The sequence below is a fragment of the Syntrophotalea acetylenivorans genome (assembly GCF_001887775.1).
GTDB classification, from domain to species: domain Bacteria; phylum Desulfobacterota; class Desulfuromonadia; order Desulfuromonadales; family Syntrophotaleaceae; genus Syntrophotalea_A; species Syntrophotalea_A acetylenivorans.
This window is the reverse complement of sequence record NZ_CP015519.1, coordinates 917057-934701: the sequence shown is the minus strand read 5'-3', so window position 1 is coordinate 934701 and position 17645 is coordinate 917057. Positions and strand designations below refer to the sequence as shown.

The 17645-nt window shown below is 55.5% G+C and carries 20 protein-coding genes; 16 read left to right on the top strand and 4 right to left on the bottom strand.

The window, feature by feature from the left end:
* The first annotated feature begins 38 nt into the window (after positions 1–38).
* The 16 genes from A7E78_RS04245 to mtaB all read left to right on the top strand — a co-directional run bounded on the left by A7E78_RS04245 (position 39) and on the right by mtaB (position 13119).
* On the top strand, positions 39–1013 hold the full coding sequence (locus tag A7E78_RS04245; protein WP_072283067.1) for an ABC transporter permease: 975 nt from the start codon (positions 39–41) through the stop codon (positions 1011–1013).
* 228 nt (positions 1014–1241) lie between these two features.
* Positions 1242–2237, top strand: coding sequence for a UDP-glucose 4-epimerase GalE (galE, locus tag A7E78_RS04240; protein ID WP_072283066.1), 996 nt, complete (start codon positions 1242–1244; stop codon positions 2235–2237).
* A gap of 41 nt (positions 2238–2278) precedes the next feature.
* Positions 2279–2863 carry a GspE/PulE/PilB domain-containing protein gene (locus A7E78_RS04235; protein WP_072283065.1) on the top strand — a complete coding sequence of 195 codons (585 nt, stop codon included), beginning with the start codon at positions 2279–2281 and terminating at the stop codon, positions 2861–2863.
* An 8-nt stretch (positions 2864–2871) separates the two neighbouring features.
* The gene (locus tag A7E78_RS04230) at positions 2872–3729 is read left to right on the top strand and encodes an ABC transporter permease (RefSeq protein WP_072283064.1); all 858 of its coding nucleotides are present in this window, start codon (positions 2872–2874) and stop codon (positions 3727–3729) included.
* Positions 3730–3858: 129 nt separating this feature from the next.
* Entirely contained in the window at positions 3859–4365 is a 507-nt protein-coding gene (locus A7E78_RS04225; RefSeq protein ID WP_072283063.1) for a YchJ family metal-binding protein, read from the top strand.
* Positions 4366–4429: 64 nt separating this feature from the next.
* Complete coding sequence (locus A7E78_RS04220) at positions 4430–5542, top strand: sodium-dependent transporter (protein ID WP_235606796.1); 1113 nt, start codon at positions 4430–4432, stop codon at positions 5540–5542.
* Positions 5475–5789 carry an SLC5/6 family protein gene (locus A7E78_RS15295; protein WP_235606795.1) on the top strand — a complete coding sequence of 105 codons (315 nt, stop codon included), beginning with the start codon at positions 5475–5477 and terminating at the stop codon, positions 5787–5789. The genes A7E78_RS04220 and A7E78_RS15295 overlap by 68 nt, the downstream gene beginning before the upstream one ends.
* The gene (mutM, locus tag A7E78_RS04215) at positions 5789–6604 is read left to right on the top strand and encodes a bifunctional DNA-formamidopyrimidine glycosylase/DNA-(apurinic or apyrimidinic site) lyase (RefSeq protein ID WP_072283062.1); all 816 of its coding nucleotides are present in this window, start codon (positions 5789–5791) and stop codon (positions 6602–6604) included. Before A7E78_RS15295 ends, mutM begins: the two co-directional genes overlap by 1 nt.
* A 56-nt stretch (positions 6605–6660) precedes the next feature.
* Complete coding sequence (locus tag A7E78_RS04210; protein WP_083552675.1) at positions 6661–7080, top strand: acyl-CoA thioesterase; 420 nt, start codon at positions 6661–6663, stop codon at positions 7078–7080.
* Between the two features lie 168 nt (positions 7081–7248).
* Positions 7249–7428: a hypothetical protein gene (locus tag A7E78_RS04205; RefSeq protein ID WP_072283061.1), complete on the top strand. Its 180-nt coding sequence runs from the start codon at positions 7249–7251 to the stop codon at positions 7426–7428.
* 306 nt (positions 7429–7734) lie between these two features.
* On the top strand, positions 7735–8427 hold the full coding sequence (gene cysE / locus A7E78_RS04200; RefSeq protein ID WP_072285040.1) for a serine O-acetyltransferase: 693 nt from the start codon (positions 7735–7737) through the stop codon (positions 8425–8427).
* A 4-nt stretch (positions 8428–8431) separates the two neighbouring features.
* A complete protein-coding gene (locus A7E78_RS04195; RefSeq protein ID WP_072283060.1) occupies positions 8432–8899 on the top strand; it encodes an RrF2 family transcriptional regulator in 468 nt (155 codons plus the stop codon).
* Positions 8896–10068: a cysteine desulfurase NifS gene (gene nifS / locus A7E78_RS04190; protein WP_145924841.1), complete on the top strand. Its 1173-nt coding sequence runs from the start codon at positions 8896–8898 to the stop codon at positions 10066–10068. Before A7E78_RS04195 ends, nifS begins: the two co-directional genes overlap by 4 nt.
* A gap of 253 nt (positions 10069–10321) precedes the next feature.
* On the top strand, positions 10322–10690 hold the full coding sequence (gene nifU / locus A7E78_RS04185) for a Fe-S cluster assembly scaffold protein NifU (protein WP_072283058.1): 369 nt from the start codon (positions 10322–10324) through the stop codon (positions 10688–10690).
* Between the two features lie 114 nt (positions 10691–10804).
* On the top strand, positions 10805–11836 hold the full coding sequence (mnmA, locus tag A7E78_RS04180) for a tRNA 2-thiouridine(34) synthase MnmA (protein ID WP_083552669.1): 1032 nt from the start codon (positions 10805–10807) through the stop codon (positions 11834–11836).
* Entirely contained in the window at positions 11833–13119 is a 1287-nt protein-coding gene (gene mtaB / locus A7E78_RS04175) for a tRNA (N(6)-L-threonylcarbamoyladenosine(37)-C(2))-methylthiotransferase MtaB (RefSeq protein ID WP_072283056.1), read from the top strand. Before mnmA ends, mtaB begins: the two co-directional genes overlap by 4 nt.
* Positions 13120–13255: 136 nt before the next feature.
* On the opposite strand, the gene A7E78_RS15610 is transcribed toward mtaB, so the two are convergent.
* From A7E78_RS15610 to A7E78_RS04155, 4 genes are all read right to left on the bottom strand, one after another.
* A complete protein-coding gene (locus tag A7E78_RS15610) occupies positions 13256–13375 on the bottom strand; it encodes a rubredoxin-like domain-containing protein (RefSeq protein WP_072283055.1) in 120 nt (39 codons plus the stop codon).
* Between the two features lie 144 nt (positions 13376–13519).
* Positions 13520–14851: an MFS transporter gene (locus A7E78_RS04165; RefSeq protein ID WP_072283054.1), complete on the bottom strand. Its 1332-nt coding sequence runs from the start codon at positions 14849–14851 to the stop codon at positions 13520–13522.
* 4 nt (positions 14852–14855) lie between these two features.
* Positions 14856–15116: a CxxCxxCC domain-containing protein gene (locus tag A7E78_RS04160; protein WP_072283053.1), complete on the bottom strand. Its 261-nt coding sequence runs from the start codon at positions 15114–15116 to the stop codon at positions 14856–14858.
* A 158-nt stretch (positions 15117–15274) separates the two neighbouring features.
* Positions 15275–17509 (bottom strand): vitamin B12-dependent ribonucleotide reductase, encoded by a 2235-nt coding sequence (locus A7E78_RS04155; protein ID WP_072283052.1) that lies wholly within the window; start codon positions 17507–17509, stop codon positions 15275–15277.
* Between the last annotated feature and the right edge of the window lie 136 nt (positions 17510–17645).

Sequence of the window (17645 nt, the reverse complement as noted above, 5' to 3'; positions counted from 1 at the left end):
ACTATTGTAAATTAACTATTTAGCAACCAAGAGCTGTCATGCTGCTTTATCTTTCAAAACGCCTGCTGTTGATGGTTCCCCTGCTTTTGGGGATCACCCTGATTTCCTTTGTGGTGATCCATCTGGCTCCCGGCGAGCCTACCGACATGCAGACCCAGCTCAATCCTGAAGTAGGCGTCGAACTGCAGCAACGTTTGCGAGCCCAGTACGATCTCGATCAACCGCTCATGGTCCAGTACGGCAAGTGGCTCGGCCGGCTGGTGCGCTTCGACTTTGGCGATTCTTTTTCCCAGGATCGTCGCCCTGTGACAGCCAAAATCGCCGAACGGCTGCCGATAACCATTTTGATCAATGTCCTTTCCATCGGCTTGATTCTGCTTGTGGCCGTACCTATCGGTATCGTTTCAGCGGTTCGACGCAACTCCCACTTTGACCGCTTGACCACAATTTTTGTGTTTATCGGCTTTGCTACGCCTTCCTTCTGGTTGGCTCTGTTGTTGATGGATTTTCTCGGAGTGCGCTATGGCCTGTTTCCCATCGTCGGCCTTAAGTCGCTGGGGTACGATTATTTGAGTTGGTCCGGGCAGATTCTGGATGTGTTGCATCACCTTGTGCTGCCGGTTTTTGTTTCTGCTTTTGGCGGCCTGGCCGGGTTTTCCCGCTATATGCGGGCCAATATGCTGGAGGTGATTCGCCAGGATTATATCCTTACCGCCCGGGCAAAGGGCCTGACGGAGAAGGCGGTGATCTGGAAGCATGCCCTGCGCAACGCCCTGTTGCCGGTGATTACTATTCTTGGTCTGTCGGTGCCGGGATTGATTGGTGGCAGCGTGATTTTCGAGACTATTTTTGCCATCCCCGGAATGGGCAAGCTTTTTTATGATGGGGTTATGATGCGTGACTATCCGCTGATCATGGGGATACTGGTGATCGGAGCGGTACTGACCCTGGTCGGTAATCTGCTGGCGGATCTGGGGTATGCGCTGGCTGATCCCCGTATCCGCCACAGTTAGTTTTGATGGCGTCGCAAAAAGTCCGTCCTACGGCGTTACGGTGCTTTTTCAGGACCTCGACATACGAGTGTATGCCTTCGGCCCCGAAAAAGCACCAAGCCTTGTAGGACAAAATTTTTGCTTAGCCATCGTTTGGCCAGCCTGTAACTGTAAGTTTTGGGAGTGCATCAAGGTTGGTATGCATACTTTTAGAGTTGTGGTTGATTCATTCATAATTCAGGAGGAGAAATGAAAAAGATCTTTGTCACCGGCGGTGCCGGCTACATCGGTAGCCACGTCGTCAAGGCTCTGGGCGAGGCCGGCTATCAGGTGCTGGTCTACGATAATCTCTCCACCGGTAATCGCTGGGCCGTTCTGCACGGTGACCTGGTCGTCGGTGAACTGAGTGATCGTCAGCTGCTCAGCAATACCCTGCGGGACTTTCAGCCCGATGCGGTCATGCATTTTGCCGCCTTTATCGAGGTGGCCGAAAGTGTTAGCAATCCTCTGAAATATTACCGCAACAACACTCTGAATGCTCTGCAATTGCTCGAAGTTTTGCAAGAGTTAAACATCGGCCGGTTTATTTTCTCCTCCACCGCGGCTGTGTACGGCACCCCCGAGGAAATTCCGGTGGCTGAGACGGCGCCGCTGGAGCCGATTAATCCCTACGGCGCTTCGAAGATGATGTCCGAACGGTTGCTGGCTGATCTTACTCTGGCGTTGCCGGAGGACTTTCGCTATGTGGCGCTACGCTATTTCAACGTCGCCGGTGCTGATAGCGGCGGCCGCATTGGTCAGGCCTACAAGAATCCGACTCATCTCATCACTCGCGCTTTGAAGACCGCCCGCGGTCAGTATCCCGCCCTGCAGCTCTTCGGTACGGATTATCCCACAGAGGACGGCACCTGTATTCGCGATTATATCCACGTCGATGATCTGGCCGAGGCGCATCTGGTGGCTCTGCGCCATCTGCTTAACGGTGGTCAGAGCGATATTTTTAATTGCGGCTATGGTCACGGTTATTCCGTGCGCGAAGTCATCGAGGTGGCGAAAAAGGTCAGCGGTGTCGACTTTACCGTGATCGAGGCTGATCGGCGGGAAGGGGACCCGGCGGCACTTACGGCAAAATCGGATAAAATTGTCAGTGAACTCGACTGGAAACCTCGCCATGACGATTTGGAATATATTGTGCGCACCGCGTGGGAGTGGGAGCAGAAGGTTGATGCCAAACTAAGCGATTGAAGTTGAGGCGCACCACCTGCCGTAAAAAAAGGGGGACGCGTATGACTGACAACAAGCCAAAACTCGGCCAAATGTTGGTTGAAGCCGAGCTCATCAATGAACTCCAGCTTAAATCGGCCTTGGTCCACCAGCAGCACTGGCGCTGCCTGTTCGGCGCCTCGCTGGTCAAGCTTGGTTACCTCGATGAAGAGGAGTTGCTTGGGTTTTTAGCCGACTCCCTCAATTTGTTGCGAGTAGATCTCAAATGGCGGGCTATCCCCAGAGAGGTGCTGAACCTGGTGCCGGTGGACAAGGCCCGGGAATACCACGTCATTCCCGTGGATCGCGAGGTACTCCATGGCACCTCCTATTTACTGGTGGCGACCTGCGATCCGACCCACCTGGCCAATCTGGACGATCTGGCTTTTCTCACTGGCTGCGAGATCAGGCCCGCTTTGGCCTCGGAGGAGGAGATCCGGGCGGCTATTGACCGGTGTTATGGCGGCAGGCTGGAACCTCCGGCTCCTTCGACTCCCCCAGTGCCTGCAGGTTCATCGATCGACGAACAGGATAAATTTCACAAACTGCTCTTATTGATGCTGGCCAAGGGACTTATTTCCCGCAGCGAATACGATCTCCTTAAATAACTGTAGCTATGAATAGACAAGAGAAACAATCCTTTTGGCGTAAGGTCTTCTGGCCCCGGTTGCGCAGAAACCGTATGGCCATGGCCGGGGCGGCCATTGTGTTGGCCATGGCCGTGCTGGCTCTGTTGGCGCCGTTGCTGGCACGGGACCCAGGGCATATCGATATCGCTCTACGCTTGCAGGCACCGAGTCTCCTCTATCCCCTCGGGACGGACGATCTCGGACGTGACGTGTTGGCCCGTATCCTCTACGGCGCCCGTATTTCTCTGCTGGTCGGATTTGTAGCGGTTGGTATTGCCACGGCCATCGGCGTGCTCCTCGGTGCTCTGGCCGGCTATTACGGCCGCTGGGTCGACACCCTGATCATGCGGTTCGTCGATATTATGCTCTGTTTCCCGAGTTTCTTCCTTATCCTGGCGGTGGTGGCTTTTTTAGAGCCTTCCATCTGGAACATTATGATTATCATCGGTCTGACGGGCTGGATGGGGGTGGCCCGGTTGGTACGGGCCGAGTTCCTGTCTTTGCGGGAGCGAGACTTTGTGCTGGCGGTGCGTGCTGCCGGCGCTCGGGATAGTCGCATCATCTTTCGTCATATTCTGCCCAACGCCTTGTCGCCGCTCTTGGTTTCGGCCACTCTTGGCGTGGCCGGCGCCATTCTTACCGAAAGTGCACTATCTTTTCTCGGTATAGGGGTGCAGCCACCGACTCCTTCCTGGGGGAATATGCTTATTTCCGGAAAACAGACCCTTGGCAGCGCCTGGTGGTTGTCGGCCTTCCCCGGCCTGGCTATTCTGGTGACGGTGCTGGGATATAATCTCCTTGGTGAGGGCATTCGCGATGCTCTCGATCCGCGTTTAAAAGAATAATTTTTTACCGCAGAGGACGCAGAGAAATTCCTTTAAAAACAAAAAAAGACTTTCTCTGCGCTCTCGGCGTCCTCGGCGGTTACATTGTCTTTTAAAAGCTAGTGACTTTTTTGGAATAGCAGTAGTGATATGAAAACCGGACGTAACGAGCCCTGTCCCTGCGGCAGTGGCCTTAAATACAAGAAGTGTTGCCTGCTCGTTTCGGCTCCGTCGGCTGTGATTGATTTGTCGCCGGTGCAGCTGGTGGCGGCCCGGGCCAAAGCTTTTGCAGCAGGCGATTTTGCCTTTATTTACGACAGCTACCACTGCGAAGCACCATTTCGACGCCATTTTCCGGTACGGGACGAATATCTGAGTTATGCCCGCAGCGATTTGCAGGGACGTTATCGTATCAATTCCTGTCAGATATTATGCGACGATGCGCCTGCTGAAGGCGAGGCACGGGTTCTGTTTTTTCTCGACCTGGAGTATGGCGGAGAACAGCATCAATCCGTGGAGCTTGCGCGGTTTGTACAGACGGCCGATGGTTGGCGTTATCATTCCGGTCAGAAGGTCAACCGCGAGCTATTTCCAGGTCCTCTAGAGGAAATCACCATGGCCCAGGTTGAAGAACGCGCCGAAGGTATCTGTTTCTAATTGTTGTACCGTCGATGGACCGTGGGGAAGGTAGGACTGCTCCCGCCGTGCAAGGACTTGATTCATGAATGGAAGTAATCGACCCCGTGCCCTGTGGGCGAGCCGTTTCGGCTTCGTGCTGGCTGCCGCCGGCAGCGCCATCGGCCTCGGCAATATCTGGAAATTTCCCTATATTACCGGTCAGCACGGCGGTGGCGCCTTTGTGTTGGTTTATCTGGCTTGTATTGCCCTGGTCGGTGTGCCGATTCTGATGGCCGAACTGTTGATCGGTCGCCAGGGACGGCGAGACGCGGTCGGTTCTTTCGTTGTGCTTGAGAGGCCTCGCAGCCCCTGGATGCTGGTGGGGTGGGTCGGTGTGACGGCCTCCTTTATCCTCTTGTCCTTCTATGCAGTGGTGGCCGGCTGGAGTTTCGATTACGTGGTCATGGCTGCCCGTGGTGTTTTACAAGATCGCAGCCCTGTGGAAATCGAAGCTCTGTTCGGCGCTTTGGTGTCCTCGCCCGTTCGGGTGATCTTCTGGCAAGGCTTGTTTATCGTTACTACGGTCGCGATTGTTCTTGGCGGTGTGCGGGGTGGCATCGAACGATGCAGCCGTATTCTGATGCCGGCTCTGTTTGTTCTGCTGCTGTTGCTGTTCGGTCGTGGGCTGCTTTCGGCCGGTGGTGTACCGGCCTTGCGCTTCATGTTTCAGGCCGATTTTTCCGCCTTGAGCCCTCAAGCCCTTCTTGATGCCTTGGGCCATGCCTTTTTTACCCTGTCCCTCGGGGCCGGTACCATGATCACCTACGCTTCCTATCTCGACCCAGAGGCAGATCTGGGTGGCCTGGCCCTTCGTATCGCTTTGCTGGATACCTTCATGGCTCTACTTGCCGCATTGACAATTTTTTCCGTGGCCTTTGCCGCGGGGATCGAGCCGGGTTCCGGTCCGGGATTGGTATTTCAGACTCTGCCGATCCTGCTTCTTGAATTGCCCTTCGGTTCTGTGTTGACTCTGCTGTTCTTTTTATTGCTGGCTTTTGCCGCCTTGTCCTCGTCTATTTCCATGCTGGAAGTAACGGTCGCTTACCTGGTCGATGAAAAGACCTGGCCCCGCTGGCGCTACCGGGCTGGTGGGGGTTGCGGCTTTTCTGGTCGGTTTACCCAGTGCCCTGTCTTTCAACCGCTGGCAGGAGTATAAGTTTATTTTTGGTCGCACGTTCTTTGATGCCTGCGATCTGTTGGTTTCTTCCTATCTGTTGCCTCTCGGTGGTTTGCTGGTGGCTGTTTATGTCGGCTGGATCTGGCCTCGCCGCCATCCCTTAGCCGATATCGTAGCTGGTCATCGCCAGCAGATAGTGGTTCGAGGCTGGTTACTGCTGCTGCGTTATGTGGCTCCTGCGGCAGTGATTATCGTGCTGCTCAACCAGGCAGGAGTATTTCACTGATGCCCGAATTGCCTGAAGTCGAAACCATCCGTTGTGGCATCGAGCCTTTTATCAAAGGGCGCCAGGTTAGCCGGGTAGTTGTTCGCACGCCACGGTTGCGCTGGCCGATCCCTGTCGATCTGGCCAGCCAAATGTGCGGGCGTACCGTGCAGGATGTTGAGAGGCGGGCCAAGTATCTGCTGCTACGCACCGAAGCCGGTACTCTGCTCATTCACCTGGGCATGAGCGGTTATCTTAGGGTATTGGAGCAGCCACAGGCTCCGGGCAAGCATGATCATGCGGATATAGAATTCAGCGGGGGGATCTGTCTACGCCTCAACGATGTGCGCCGCTTCGGGGCTTTGCTGTGGCTCGATGGAGATCCGGCACAGCATCCTTTGCTGGCCGGCCTCGGTCCCGAGCCTCTGTCGGAAGAGCTGACGGGCGACTACCTGTACCAGCGGAGCAGGGGCCGTCGCCTGGCGGTCAAACCCTTCATCATGGATTCAAAGGTGGTGGTGGGAGTCGGCAACATTTACGCCAGCGAGGCGCTGTTTCGCGCCGGTATCGATCCCGCACGGGCCGCTGGGCGCATATCCTTAGTGCGCTATCGTCGCCTGGCCGAGGCTATTCGACAGGTTCTGCGGGAGGCCATAACCGCCGGAGGTACCACCCTGCGGGATTTTAGCGATCAAGATGGTCGGCCCGGTTATTTTGCTCAACAGTTACAAGTCTACGGCCGGGGCGGCGAGCCCTGTTCCGTTTGTGGTCAGGCCATTGTCAAAATTCAACTCGGTCAGCGTTCGACCTACTTTTGTCGGCAGTGTCAGCGCTGACGGCGCCTGCTCGCCGATTTAGTGCCGATAATCGGCTTTTCATCCAGGAGTATGTTGTGGAAGGTTTTCGTTTTGTCATGCCCTATCGGGTGCGGATCAGTGATATTAATTACGGCGGTCATGTCTCCAATGCCGCGGTTCTGAGTTTCTTTCAGGATGGCCGCATCGGTTATCTGCAGCAACTCGGCCCCTTCAGCGAGATGGACCTCGGTGGTTGCGGCATCATCCTGCCCGAAGCCAACGTGCAGTACAAAGCCGAGATGTTTCTCGGCGAGGAACTACAGATCGGGGTTCGCATCGAAGAATTGCGGCGCTCGTCCTTTATTATGGGCTACCGGATCGAGCGGCAAGGCGAAGTTACCGCCGAAGGGACCACCGCCCTGGTTGCTTTTGACTATCAGGAACGCAAGGTTCGGCGTCTGCCTGGTGCCTTCCGTGAAGCTGTAGCGGCTTTTGAAAAACTGCCACAGGAATAAATCTTTTGCGAATAACCGGTTGAAACATGGATACGCCCATTGTTCCAATAGAGAATTCTGGTTTGGAATTTTTCAGGGCCGAGGTATTTTATTTATAGATCATAGAATTATCTGGGTGTTTCATGGGTAGGAAGGCCGGTTGGTGATTACAGACCAAGGAGGTATGCCATGGAAGAATTTCGCACTTGTCGTGAATGTGGCTATACAAGGGGATTCCATGTCTATTTCAAACCGGATGGCGCACAACATCGTATAGGCTTGATCTGTCCATCCTGCGGCCGAGCTTTCGATATCGGCTGGGTTACGCCGCGCCTTGAAGGTCCGGCGGAGGCCGGTGCTCAATTTTAACCTTTCCGTCTTCTCTAGACATGCAGACATCTGTTGCAAGCGGTTATTCCAAACAATCTCAAGCCGTACTTGCACTTGCGCTTCAACGTATGTAAGTACGCCCGCCGTACAATCCCTTGCGTTTGGCTCGATTTAACGCCCGCCTGCCGGTTTTGCCACCATGCCTCATGACTGATGCGGACTAAAATCATAATAGTTGACGCAATCACTCAGATTAATAGTTGACGCATTCACTCAGGTATGTTAATCATGGCGTTAATCTCGGCCTGGGTGACGGGCCGCCACTATCTCTGTGAGGTCGGACCATTGCTTGAGTTGCTCAAAGAAGATTTGCAGACGGTATTCGAACGGGATCCTGCGGCGCGAAGCGCTATGGAGATCCTTTTCTGCTATCCCGGTTTTCACGCCCTGCTGTTTTATCGTCTCGCCCACGCTTTGTGGTCGCGCAAGTGGTATTTTCTGGGTCGACTTACCTCCCACATAGGCCGTTTTTTCACCGGAATCGAAATCCATCCCGGTGCCCGCATAGGACGCCGTTTTTTCATTGATCATGGCATGGGTGTGGTGATCGGTGAGACTACGGAGATCGGTGACGGTTGTACCCTTTACCACGGTGTCACTCTGGGGGGGACCTCCTGGGCGAAGGAGAAGCGCCATCCGACCCTGGGTAATAATGTAGTGGTTGGCGCCGGGGCCAAAGTGCTCGGTCCTTTTAAGGTTGGTGACAACAGCAAAATCGGCTCTAACTCCGTAGTGGTCAAGGAAGTACCGGTTAATTCGACGGTAGTCGGAGTGCCGGGCCGAGTGGTCTATGCCAATGGTGTACGCAACGTCGAAAAACAGGATCTCGAGCACGGTCAATTGCCAGATCCCGGCGCTCAGGCCCTGCAATGCCTGTTTGATCGATTGAATTCCCTGGAAACACGGGTGCAGGAATTATCCGACGAAGGTTTGGCAGGCGAACCAGCCGCTGAAACTTCTCAACAGGAGCGGGGCTGAAGCTATGCGTATCTCGAATAAGGCACAGTACGCTGTGCGTGCCATGGTTCGCCTTAATCTTTGTGTTGCAACGGGACCGGTTTCGAGTAAGACAATCGCTGCCAAGGAGGATATCTCTCTGTCTTTTCTGGAGCAGATCTTCGTCAAGTTGCGTCGTGCCGGTCTGGTAAGCAGTATTCGCGGTCCTGGTGGTGGGTATGTGCTGGGGCGGCAAGCGGACGAGATTCGCATTCATGAAATTATCGAAAGTGTCGAGCAGACCCTGGTGCCGGTGGCCTGCATGGACGAAGAAGGGCGTTGCAACTGTGACGAGCAGTGCATCACCCATACGGTTTGGGAAGGGCTTGGCCGGCGCATTCGCCACTTCCTGTCATCGATTACCCTGGCGGATTTGACTGAAGATGCCATGGAACAGCTATCCCCGGCCGCCGGTGGCCTGCGGAGCATATGTCATTTGGAGGAAAAGAAGTGAAACGGATCTACATGGATAACAATGCCACCACCGCGGTGCGTTCTGAGGTGCTGGAGGCGATGTTGCCCTTTTATAAGGAGCAGTTCGGTAATCCGTCCAGTATCCACTGGGCCGGTCAGGCGGTGAGCGGTGCCGTCGATAGTGCACGAGGCCAGGTAGCGCAGTTGATCAACTGCCAGCCGGAGGAGATCATCTTTACCTCCTGCGGCAGCGAAGGCAATGCTCTGGCCATCAAGGGCAGTGCGGAGTTTTTGCGTTCGAAGGGCAACCACATCATCACTACGGCTGTCGAGCATCCGGCGGTTCTGAATAGTTGCAAGTATCTTGAGAAACAAGGTTTTGAGGTAACTGTGCTGGCCGTCGACAGTGAAGGCATGATCGATCTGGCTGAATTGGAAGCGGCTATTTGTGAACAGACCATTCTCATTTCGGCCATGTGGGGCAACAACGAAACCGGGACTCTGTTTCCCGTTGCAGAAATTGGCGCCATTGCCCGCAAGCATAAGGTCCGTTTTCATACCGATGCAGTGCAGGCCGTGGGCCGAGTGCCCGTCGATGTGCAGGCCGCCGGGGTCGATATGTTGACCATTTCAGGCCATAAATTCGGAGCTCCGAAGGGGGTCGGTGCCCTCTATGTGCGCAAGGGGATGGGTTTGACACCGCTGTTTCATGGCGGTCACCAGGAGCGTAATCGGCGCGCAGGTACCCACAATGTGCCGGGCATCGTCGGGCTGGGTGTGGCTTGCGAACTGGCGATAACGGATCTGGCCGAGCAGGATGGCCGTATTCGTGCCTTGCGCGACCGCCTGGAACAGGGTATTCTGTCCCGCATTCCCGAGGTGCAGGTCAATGGCCATCGTCTGCAGCGTCTGCCCAATACGCTGAATATCAGCTTTGCCTACATCGAGGGCGAGGCGATTCTACTGTTTCTCGATATGAAAGGGGTGGCGGCGTCGAGCGGTTCGGCCTGCATGTCCGATTCCTTCGGCCAATCCCACGTGATCGGTGCCATGGGGGTCGATCCCATGATGGCCAACAGCAATATTCGCTTCGGACTGGGCCTGGATAACACCGAGGAAGATGTTGACTTTATCTTGGAAATCTTGCCTGAAATCATACAGAAACTGCGGGATATGAGTCCGTTCTACAGTGAGCGGGCTGCGAGTTAGTTTCCGCCTGGAAACGGTTCTTTTCCGCCGTGGCGGCGTCAATCTTAGAGCTTGCTTGTACGGCGTACCGATTGTACGCCTCCGCGAAAACTCTCGATTTTCTTGCCACGACGAAAAATCCCTCGTTTCCAATTCGGAAACCTGTTCCGGATTATTCCGTGGTGTGATTTAAAAACTAAACTGAAATATAGTGCTCTGCGGCTCTGTTGTGGGGCAAAAAGCCATATCAAATCAGTAGAAAAAGGAGTCTGCAATGTATTCCGATAAGGTAATCGATCATTTCACCAACCCCCGCAATGTCGGGGTCATCATTGACGCAGATGGCGTCGGCGAAAAAGTCAGCGCGTCTTGCGGCGATCGCATGAAGGTCTTTCTCAAGGTTGTCGACGGCGTTATTGAAGATCTTAAATTCCAGACCTACGGTTGCGGCGCTGCCATCGCATCTTCCTCCATGATGTCCGAACTGGTCATCGGCAAGACCCTTGACGAGGCCCTGGCCCTGACCAACGATGCTGTTGCCGAGGCCCTCGATGGCTTGCCGGACCCCAAACTGCACTGCTCCAACCTGGCGGCTGACGCTCTGCACGATGCGATAAAGAACTACAAGGAAGAGGGCGCCTGAGGGTTTTCTGACTAGACGTCGATAGTTTACCCGAAGGCCATCCGTTTGTGCGGGTGGCCTTCTTTATGGCGTCGCCATCCTATGAGTTTTTGCGAATGTAGCAAAAGGATAGTAATGGAAAAGAAACGGATCATGGTCGCCATGAGCGGCGGTGTGGATTCCAGCGTGACCGCTGCTTTGCTGCAACAGCAGGGCCACGAGGTGCAGGGTATGACCATGCGGGTCTGGGATGGCCCGGTGGATGTGGCTACCGATGCCCGTCGGGTCGCCGACCAACTCGGTATTCCCTTTCATCTGGTCGATCTGCGCGAGGAATTTCAGCAGCGGGTAGTGAAACCTTTCTGCAGCGAGTATATGCAAGGGCGCACTCCCAATCCCTGTGTTCTTTGCAATCAGGCTTTCAAGTTTCGCCTGCTGCTGGAACAGGCGCAGACCCTCGGGGCCGATCAACTGGCTACAGGACACTACGTGCGGGTGCTTGAGCGGGACGGACGCTATCTGCTGGCCAAAGGACACAGCGTTCATAAAGACCAGAGCTATTTCCTCTTTACCCTGACCCAAGAGCAGCTCAGTCGCGTCCGGTTCCCTCTTGGCGAGATGAACAAGGATCAGGTACGGGCTAAGGCCGTTGAGTTAGGGCTCTCCGTCGCGGGCAAAAGCGACAGCCAGGACATTTGTTTTATTCCCGATGCGGACTATGTCGGCTTTTTGGAAGGACAGTGCGGCAGCGCCGATCGCAGCGGTCAGATAGTGCATGTCGACGGTCAGGTGCTCGGCCGTCACGAGGGAATCTATCGCTATACCATTGGTCAGCGGCGGGGCCTCGGTCTTGCCTGGACCGAGCCGTTGTTTGTGGTGCGTATCGATGCCGCCCAGAGACAGGTGGTGGTCGGCGAGCGCCATCACCTCGATGTCAGTGAGTTGATAGCCACGGACTGCAACTGGATTATGGCTGAACCCTCCGAACCATTACGCTGCCGGGTAAGAATTCGTTACCGCCACCGGGAAGCGTCGGCTACCGTTACGGTCCTCGGAGAAGGTCGCTGCCGGGTGGTCTTTGATGAACCGGAAAAAGGTATCACCCCGGGCCAGGCTGCGGTTTTCTATGAAGAGGATCTGGTTCTGGGAGGTGGGTGGATCGCATGAGTTGCCGTTTTGCCATCGCCACCCTCGGTTGTAAAACCAATCAATTCGAGTCGGCGGCTATGGAGGAGACTTTAACTGCGGCCGGATATCAGCCGGTACCGTTTGCCGAAGGTGCCGACCTGGTGATCATCAATACCTGCACGGTAACCTCCGCCACCGACAGCCAGTCCCGTAATCTGATTCGCCGCGCCCGGCGGCACAATGCCGGGTGTCGCATCGTTGTAACCGGCTGCTACGCCCAGGTCGATCCTGCCGCTCTGGCCGATCTGCCGGGAGTTTCTCTGGTCATCGGCAACGAGGAAAAGCGCGACTTGCTGCAACGACTGACCGCCGAGGGGCCACGGGTGCAGGTCGGCGATATCCGTCAACAGGCCGGTCCGGCCCTATCCCTGTCAAGCTTCTCCGGGCGCAGTCGGGCTTTTGCCCAGATTCAGAACGGCTGCGACACCTATTGTTCTTACTGCATCATTCCTTATGCTCGCGGAGCGAGTCGTTCGGTGCCCCCGGAACAGGTTCTCGACCAGGTGCGGGAATTGGTGACCAGCGGATATCAAGAGGTGGTGCTGACCGGAATCCATATCGGTGGCTATGGCAAGGACTTTGAGACGCCCGGCAGCCTGTTACAACTGGTTCAACGTATTGAGCAGGAGACCGATCTTGCCCGACTGCGACTCGGTTCCATCGAGCCACAGGAGATCGATGATGCCCTCATCGAGGCTGTAGCGACTTCGAGCATTCTCTGTCCGCATTTTCATATTCCTCTGCAATCGGGGGACGATGCTGTCCTGCAACGCATGAATCGTCATTACAGCGGCGGATACTTTGCTGAACTGGTGCGAAAGATAATTCGGCGGCTGCCGGAAGCTGCCATCGGGCTCGATGTGATCACCGGTTTTCCCGGGGAGACGGCACAGGAATTTGAAAACACCCGTCGTTTGATCGAAGAACTGCCGATCAGCCACCTGCACGTTTTTCCTTACAGCCGGCGACCGGGAACTCCGGCGGCAGACTTTCCCGACCAGATTCCGGGGCCTCTAGCCAAAGAACGAGCGGCAACACTACGTCTCCTGGGCGAACAAAAACAACAGGATTTTGCCCGGCGCTTCCTTGGTCGTCAACTGAAAGTGGTGGTGGAAGGCGGACGGCAGGATGGAATTTGCAAGGGTTTGAGTGGCAACTATCTGCAGATCGCTTTTCCCGGCCCGGAAGGGCTTGAAGGGCAGTTGCTGTCGGTGACGGTCGACAACTTGTCCGGTCAAACTTTACTTGGGCGGCAGAGTTAATGGTTTAACCGTATGCTGGTGTAATGGAGAAGAAGCGGACTGGCTGTTCCGTTGATAAATTTGCTGAATAACAAAAGGGCCCTGCTGCTGCAGGGCCCTTTTGTTAGTGTGAAACCGGTTCTATGTATCGGTCGCTTTACTTGATCTTGATGAATCGATCAGATTTCACGCCGCATTTGGAGCAAGTTTTAGGAGGGGTAGCGCCTTGCTCAGTCAAGCCACAGACAGTACATTGCCATTTAAGACCTTTAGACATCGTTTTCTCCTTGCTATTGTTAGAGTTCATCGGGAAGTTTCTTTTACCGTGCATCATTGGGCATAAATATAACCCCTTTGGTAAGCAATGTCCAGGTTAAAATATCTTTTTTTGATGTATACCCCAAAAAAAGATAAAGGTGTTTCAAGACGACTCAATCAGTGCCGCTTGCTTTCCTCGCTTCTCGTTGACCGTAAGCAATAATCCGATGCCGAGGACAAAAAAGCCGGCCAGTCCCAGAATGGCGCTGCGGTTGGAGCCTGTCAGCTGGATGAGCAGAGCAAAGGAAAGGGGCCCCAGGACCGAAGCGCATTTACCGCTGATGGCGTAAAAGGCATAGAATTCTGCGTTTTTGCCGGGGGGAATGAGGGCGCCATAGAAGGAGCGGCTGATCGCCTGGCTGCCGCCGAGAATCAGTGCTACCAGCAGGCCGAGCAACCAGAACTGCCAGGCATGTTCCATGCGGTAGGCATAAACGGTGACCACCATAAACAGCAACAGACTGATTAATAGAGCTATTTTACTGCCGTAACGGCCTGCCAGGCGGCCGAAAATCAGTGCCCCGGGCATAGCAACGAACTGAATCATCAAAAAGCAACCGAGGATGCTGCTTTGACTGATGGCCAATTCTTCGCGGGCGAAGATGGCAGCCACCACGATGATGGTTTGAATGCCGTCGTTATAGCAGAGAAAGGCCAGCAGAAAGCGCAGTAAGTCGGGATAGGTGGAGACTTTTCTCAACATGCGCAGATAGCCGCGCCAGCCACCGACAGGAAAGGTTCCGGTTGTGGGTCGTTGTTCATCCCGCAGATGACGAAAGGCGGGCAGGGCAAACAACGCCCACCAGAGTCCGGTAAGCAGAAATCCGACGCGGCTGGCGATTGCACCATCCTCCAGGCCGAAGAGTGCCGGACGGCTGATGAGAATGAAGACCAATAGCAGGGCCAGCCCGCCGCCCAGATAGCCGAAGGCGAAGCCCCGGGCTGACAGACGGACCATCTCTGTCCCTTGGGACAGCATGGGCAAGAAAGCGTTGTAGAAAATGTTGCCGGCGGCAAAACAGGCGTTGGCAGCCACAAAGAGCCCGGCGGCCAACAGATAATTGCCCGGACCGGCCATTGCCAGAAGACCGGTGGCGACAGAGCCGGCCAGGCAGAAGGTGATAAGCCAGCGGCGCCGTGTGCAGCAACGATCGGCATGGGCACCGAGCCAGGGGGCGGTTAGCGCCACCAGAAGCATCGAGCAGGTGACGGCATAACTCCACAGGGCTGTGGCCGGTAGGGAAAGGCAACGGCCGAACAGGCACAGGATGGCGCCCTCTGCAGGTACCAGGGCGGCAAAATAGACCGGCAGCACCGCCGCCAGGACCACGGTGGCAAAGGCGGAATTGGCCCAATCGTACATGCACCAGGCAAAGCGTGCCTGACGCAGGGTCGGTATTCCTTGATCCGTTACAGGCTTCCCGGTTCGTTTCATCGGCTCACTCGGGGTTGGTTTTGCGCATATGAATGACGTAAGCACATTCTTCCGGCAGCCAGTTGACCGAGCGCACCACCTCGGGGGTCAGCTTGACGCAGCCTTCGCCGACGGTAAAACGTTTATGATAGACCTTGCAGGTGCGGTCCACGATGTCCAGGTAACGACAGGGGATCGGTGTGGCATGCACCCTGCCGTTATGATCGAGCCATTTTTCGAAGCAACACAGGCCGCAGCGATTGCAAAGGTCTTCCCATTCGGGCATCTGTATTCCAGGTGGTTTCAATAGCCCATCCTTGGCCTTTTGTAGTACCGCAAGACGGATATCTAATTTCTGTTTGTTCACAAGAACAAGAGCTTATCAATCAGACCTTGATTTGTTCGCCCATCCCCGGGCTCCACGGGTTCCCTGAAGACAGCCTGTTAGGCGCACTCCGAGTAGCCGCAGGCGTGGCAGACGCAACAGCCTCCCTCATGTTCGACGGGTCCGCCACAATCAGGGCAAGCACCGCTATTGGCGTTGTACAAGACTGCTGACTCGTCGTCGGTTTCGCTAAGCATGTGCATCTGAATGGCTTTGGCAACCGCATCGGCGCAGGAGGTTACACGGTTGGCTCCGAAGCCCGCCGGTTTATGGCAGGTGATGCCGATCAGCTGTTTGATGGTCTGGCGGGCCTGGCCGCCGCTGCGCCACGCCAGGGATACGAGGCGGCCGATGGCTTCGCACTGACTGGCAGCACAGCCGCCGGCTTTGCCCATGGTGGTAAAGAGCTCGAACAGTCCGCTGTCGTCCCGGTTGATGGTGACATAGAGGGGACCGCAGCCCGTTTCCATCTGATAGGTGGAGCCGGTCAAAGCCCGTGGGCGTTCCCGCTTGCGGCCGCTTTTTCTCGATTCGGTCGGCACATCCGGTGCGGCTTGCGGTTCGCTGCCTTTGGCCACCGACAAGACCTGCATGTCCCGGGAGCCGTCGCGGTAGATGGTCACTCCTTTGCATCCCTGCTGGTAAGCCATCAGATAGACCTCGGCCACCTGATCCCGGGTGGCGTCATGGGGAAAGTTGACCGTTTTGGAAACGGCATTGTCGGTGTGCTTCTGAAAGGCCGCCTGCATGCGGATATGGTCCTCAGGGGTGATATCGTGGGCGGTAACAAAGATTCGCCGCACATCCGCCGGAATCTGGTCGAAATCCTGAATAGTGCCGTGCTCGGCGATGTCTTTCATGAGTTCAGCAGAATAGAAGCCCCGCTCTTTGGCTATTTTTTCGAAGAGAGGGTGAACCTCCACCAGCACATCGTTATCGAGCACCTGCCGCACATAGGAGACGGCAAAGATCGGCTCTATGCCGCTTGAAGAGTTGGCGATGATGGAGATGGTACCGGTCGGCGCGATGGTGGTGCAGGTAGCGTTACGTAATACTTTCTCTCCGGCCAGATCGTAGCTGCTGCCGGTAAAGTTAGGAAAGGAGCCCCGTTCTTTGGCCAGCTGTCGGGACGCCTCGCGGGATTCCCGGGTGATGAAATCCATCAGCTGCTCAGCCAGTTCCACCGCCTCGCTGTCACTGTAGGAAAGCTTCAGCAGTACCAGCATGTCAGCCCAGCCCATGATGCCGAGGCCGATCTTGCGGTTGGCCCGGGTCATTTCGCCAATTTGCTCCAGGGGGTACTTGTTGATCTCAATAACATTGTCGAGAAAGCGGGTCGCCAGCTTTACGGTATGGCGCAGCTTCTCCCAATCCACCTGACCGTCGTCGGTAACCATCCGGGCCAGGTTTATCGAGCCGAGGTTGCACGATTCGTAAGGTAGCAGCGGTTGCTCGCCACAGGGGTTGGTCGCTTCGATTTCTCCCACATGGGGGGTGGGATTGTCGCGATTCAGGCGGTCCAGAAACACCATGCCCGGTTCGCCGTTGGTCCAGGCCATTTCGACGATGCGTTCAAAGACCTTGCGGGCGTCCTTTTGCTTAACGACCTGGCCGTCTCGCGGATTGATAATGTCGTAACTGCCACCGGACTCAACAGCCTCCATGAAGGCTTCGGTCAAGCCAACGGAGATGTTGAAATTGGTCAAAACCGTTTGATCGGCCTTAGCCATGATGAAATCCATAATGTCGGGATGATCGACGCGCAGGATGCCCATGTTGGCCCCCCGGCGTGTGCCGCCCTGTTTGATGGTTTCGGTAGCGGCGTCGAATACTTTCATAAAGGAGATGGGGCCGGAAGAGACCCCCTTGGTGGATAGCACCACATCGTTGGCGGGTCTTACCTTTGAAAAGGAGAAGCCTGTGCCGCCGCCGCTCTTGTGGATCAAAGCGGTATTTTTGATGGCTTCAAAGATGCTCTCCATCGAGTCTTCCACTGGCAATACGAAGCAAGCCGACAGTTGACCGAGTTCCCGGCCTGCGTTCATCAGGGTAGGGGAGTTGGCGAGAAACTCCAGGGAGGTCAGCATGCGATAGAATTCTTCTTCCAGGGCAGCCGTATTCTCACCCCGGTCGAACAGGTCCTCTGCGGCGGCTACGGCCTGGGCTACGCGACGGAACATGTCGGCTGGTTTCTCAAGCACTTGCCCTTGCTCGTTACGTTTCAGGTAGCGGCGCTCCAAGACAGTCAGGGCATTGTTCGTAAGTTGCGGTTCGTTGGGGGTGCTGTTGGCCATGACTATGTCTCCTGCTGAAAATGACTGACGACGTCGCCGTCATAAAATGGTTAAGTTTCAATATAGTGTGGTGAAAGGTGATTTAAACCACAATATGTTGGGCTCTGTCAAGATGTCCTGAGGGCACTTTTGGGGA

Bases quoted from the DNA above. Each gene is read 5' to 3' on its own strand.
- A7E78_RS04245 (WP_072283067.1), top strand. From the start codon at position 39: ATGCTGCTTTATCTTTCAAAACGCCTGCTGTTGATGGTTCCCCTGCTT.
- galE (WP_072283066.1), top strand. From the start codon at position 1,242: ATGAAAAAGATCTTTGTCACCGGCGGTGCCGGCTACATCGGTAGCCAC.
- A7E78_RS04235 (WP_072283065.1), top strand. From the start codon at position 2,279: ATGACTGACAACAAGCCAAAACTCGGCCAAATGTTGGTTGAAGCCGAG.
- A7E78_RS04230 (WP_072283064.1), top strand. From the start codon at position 2,872: ATGAATAGACAAGAGAAACAATCCTTTTGGCGTAAGGTCTTCTGGCCC.
- A7E78_RS04225 (WP_072283063.1), top strand. From the start codon at position 3,859: ATGAAAACCGGACGTAACGAGCCCTGTCCCTGCGGCAGTGGCCTTAAA.
- A7E78_RS04220 (WP_235606796.1), top strand. From the start codon at position 4,430: ATGAATGGAAGTAATCGACCCCGTGCCCTGTGGGCGAGCCGTTTCGGC.
- mutM (WP_072283062.1), top strand. From the start codon at position 5,789: ATGCCCGAATTGCCTGAAGTCGAAACCATCCGTTGTGGCATCGAGCCT.
- A7E78_RS04205 (WP_072283061.1), top strand. From the start codon at position 7,249: ATGGAAGAATTTCGCACTTGTCGTGAATGTGGCTATACAAGGGGATTC.
- A7E78_RS04195 (WP_072283060.1), top strand. From the start codon at position 8,432: ATGCGTATCTCGAATAAGGCACAGTACGCTGTGCGTGCCATGGTTCGC.
- nifU (WP_072283058.1), top strand. From the start codon at position 10,322: ATGTATTCCGATAAGGTAATCGATCATTTCACCAACCCCCGCAATGTC.
- mnmA (WP_083552669.1), top strand. From the start codon at position 10,805: ATGGAAAAGAAACGGATCATGGTCGCCATGAGCGGCGGTGTGGATTCC.
- mtaB (WP_072283056.1), top strand. From the start codon at position 11,833: ATGAGTTGCCGTTTTGCCATCGCCACCCTCGGTTGTAAAACCAATCAA.
- A7E78_RS15610 (WP_072283055.1), bottom strand. From the start codon at position 13,375: ATGTCTAAAGGTCTTAAATGGCAATGTACTGTCTGTGGCTTGACTGAG.
- A7E78_RS04165 (WP_072283054.1), bottom strand. From the start codon at position 14,851: ATGAAACGAACCGGGAAGCCTGTAACGGATCAAGGAATACCGACCCTG.
- A7E78_RS04160 (WP_072283053.1), bottom strand. From the start codon at position 15,116: ATGCCCGAATGGGAAGACCTTTGCAATCGCTGCGGCCTGTGTTGCTTC.
- A7E78_RS04155 (WP_072283052.1), bottom strand. From the start codon at position 17,509: ATGGCCAACAGCACCCCCAACGAACCGCAACTTACGAACAATGCCCTG.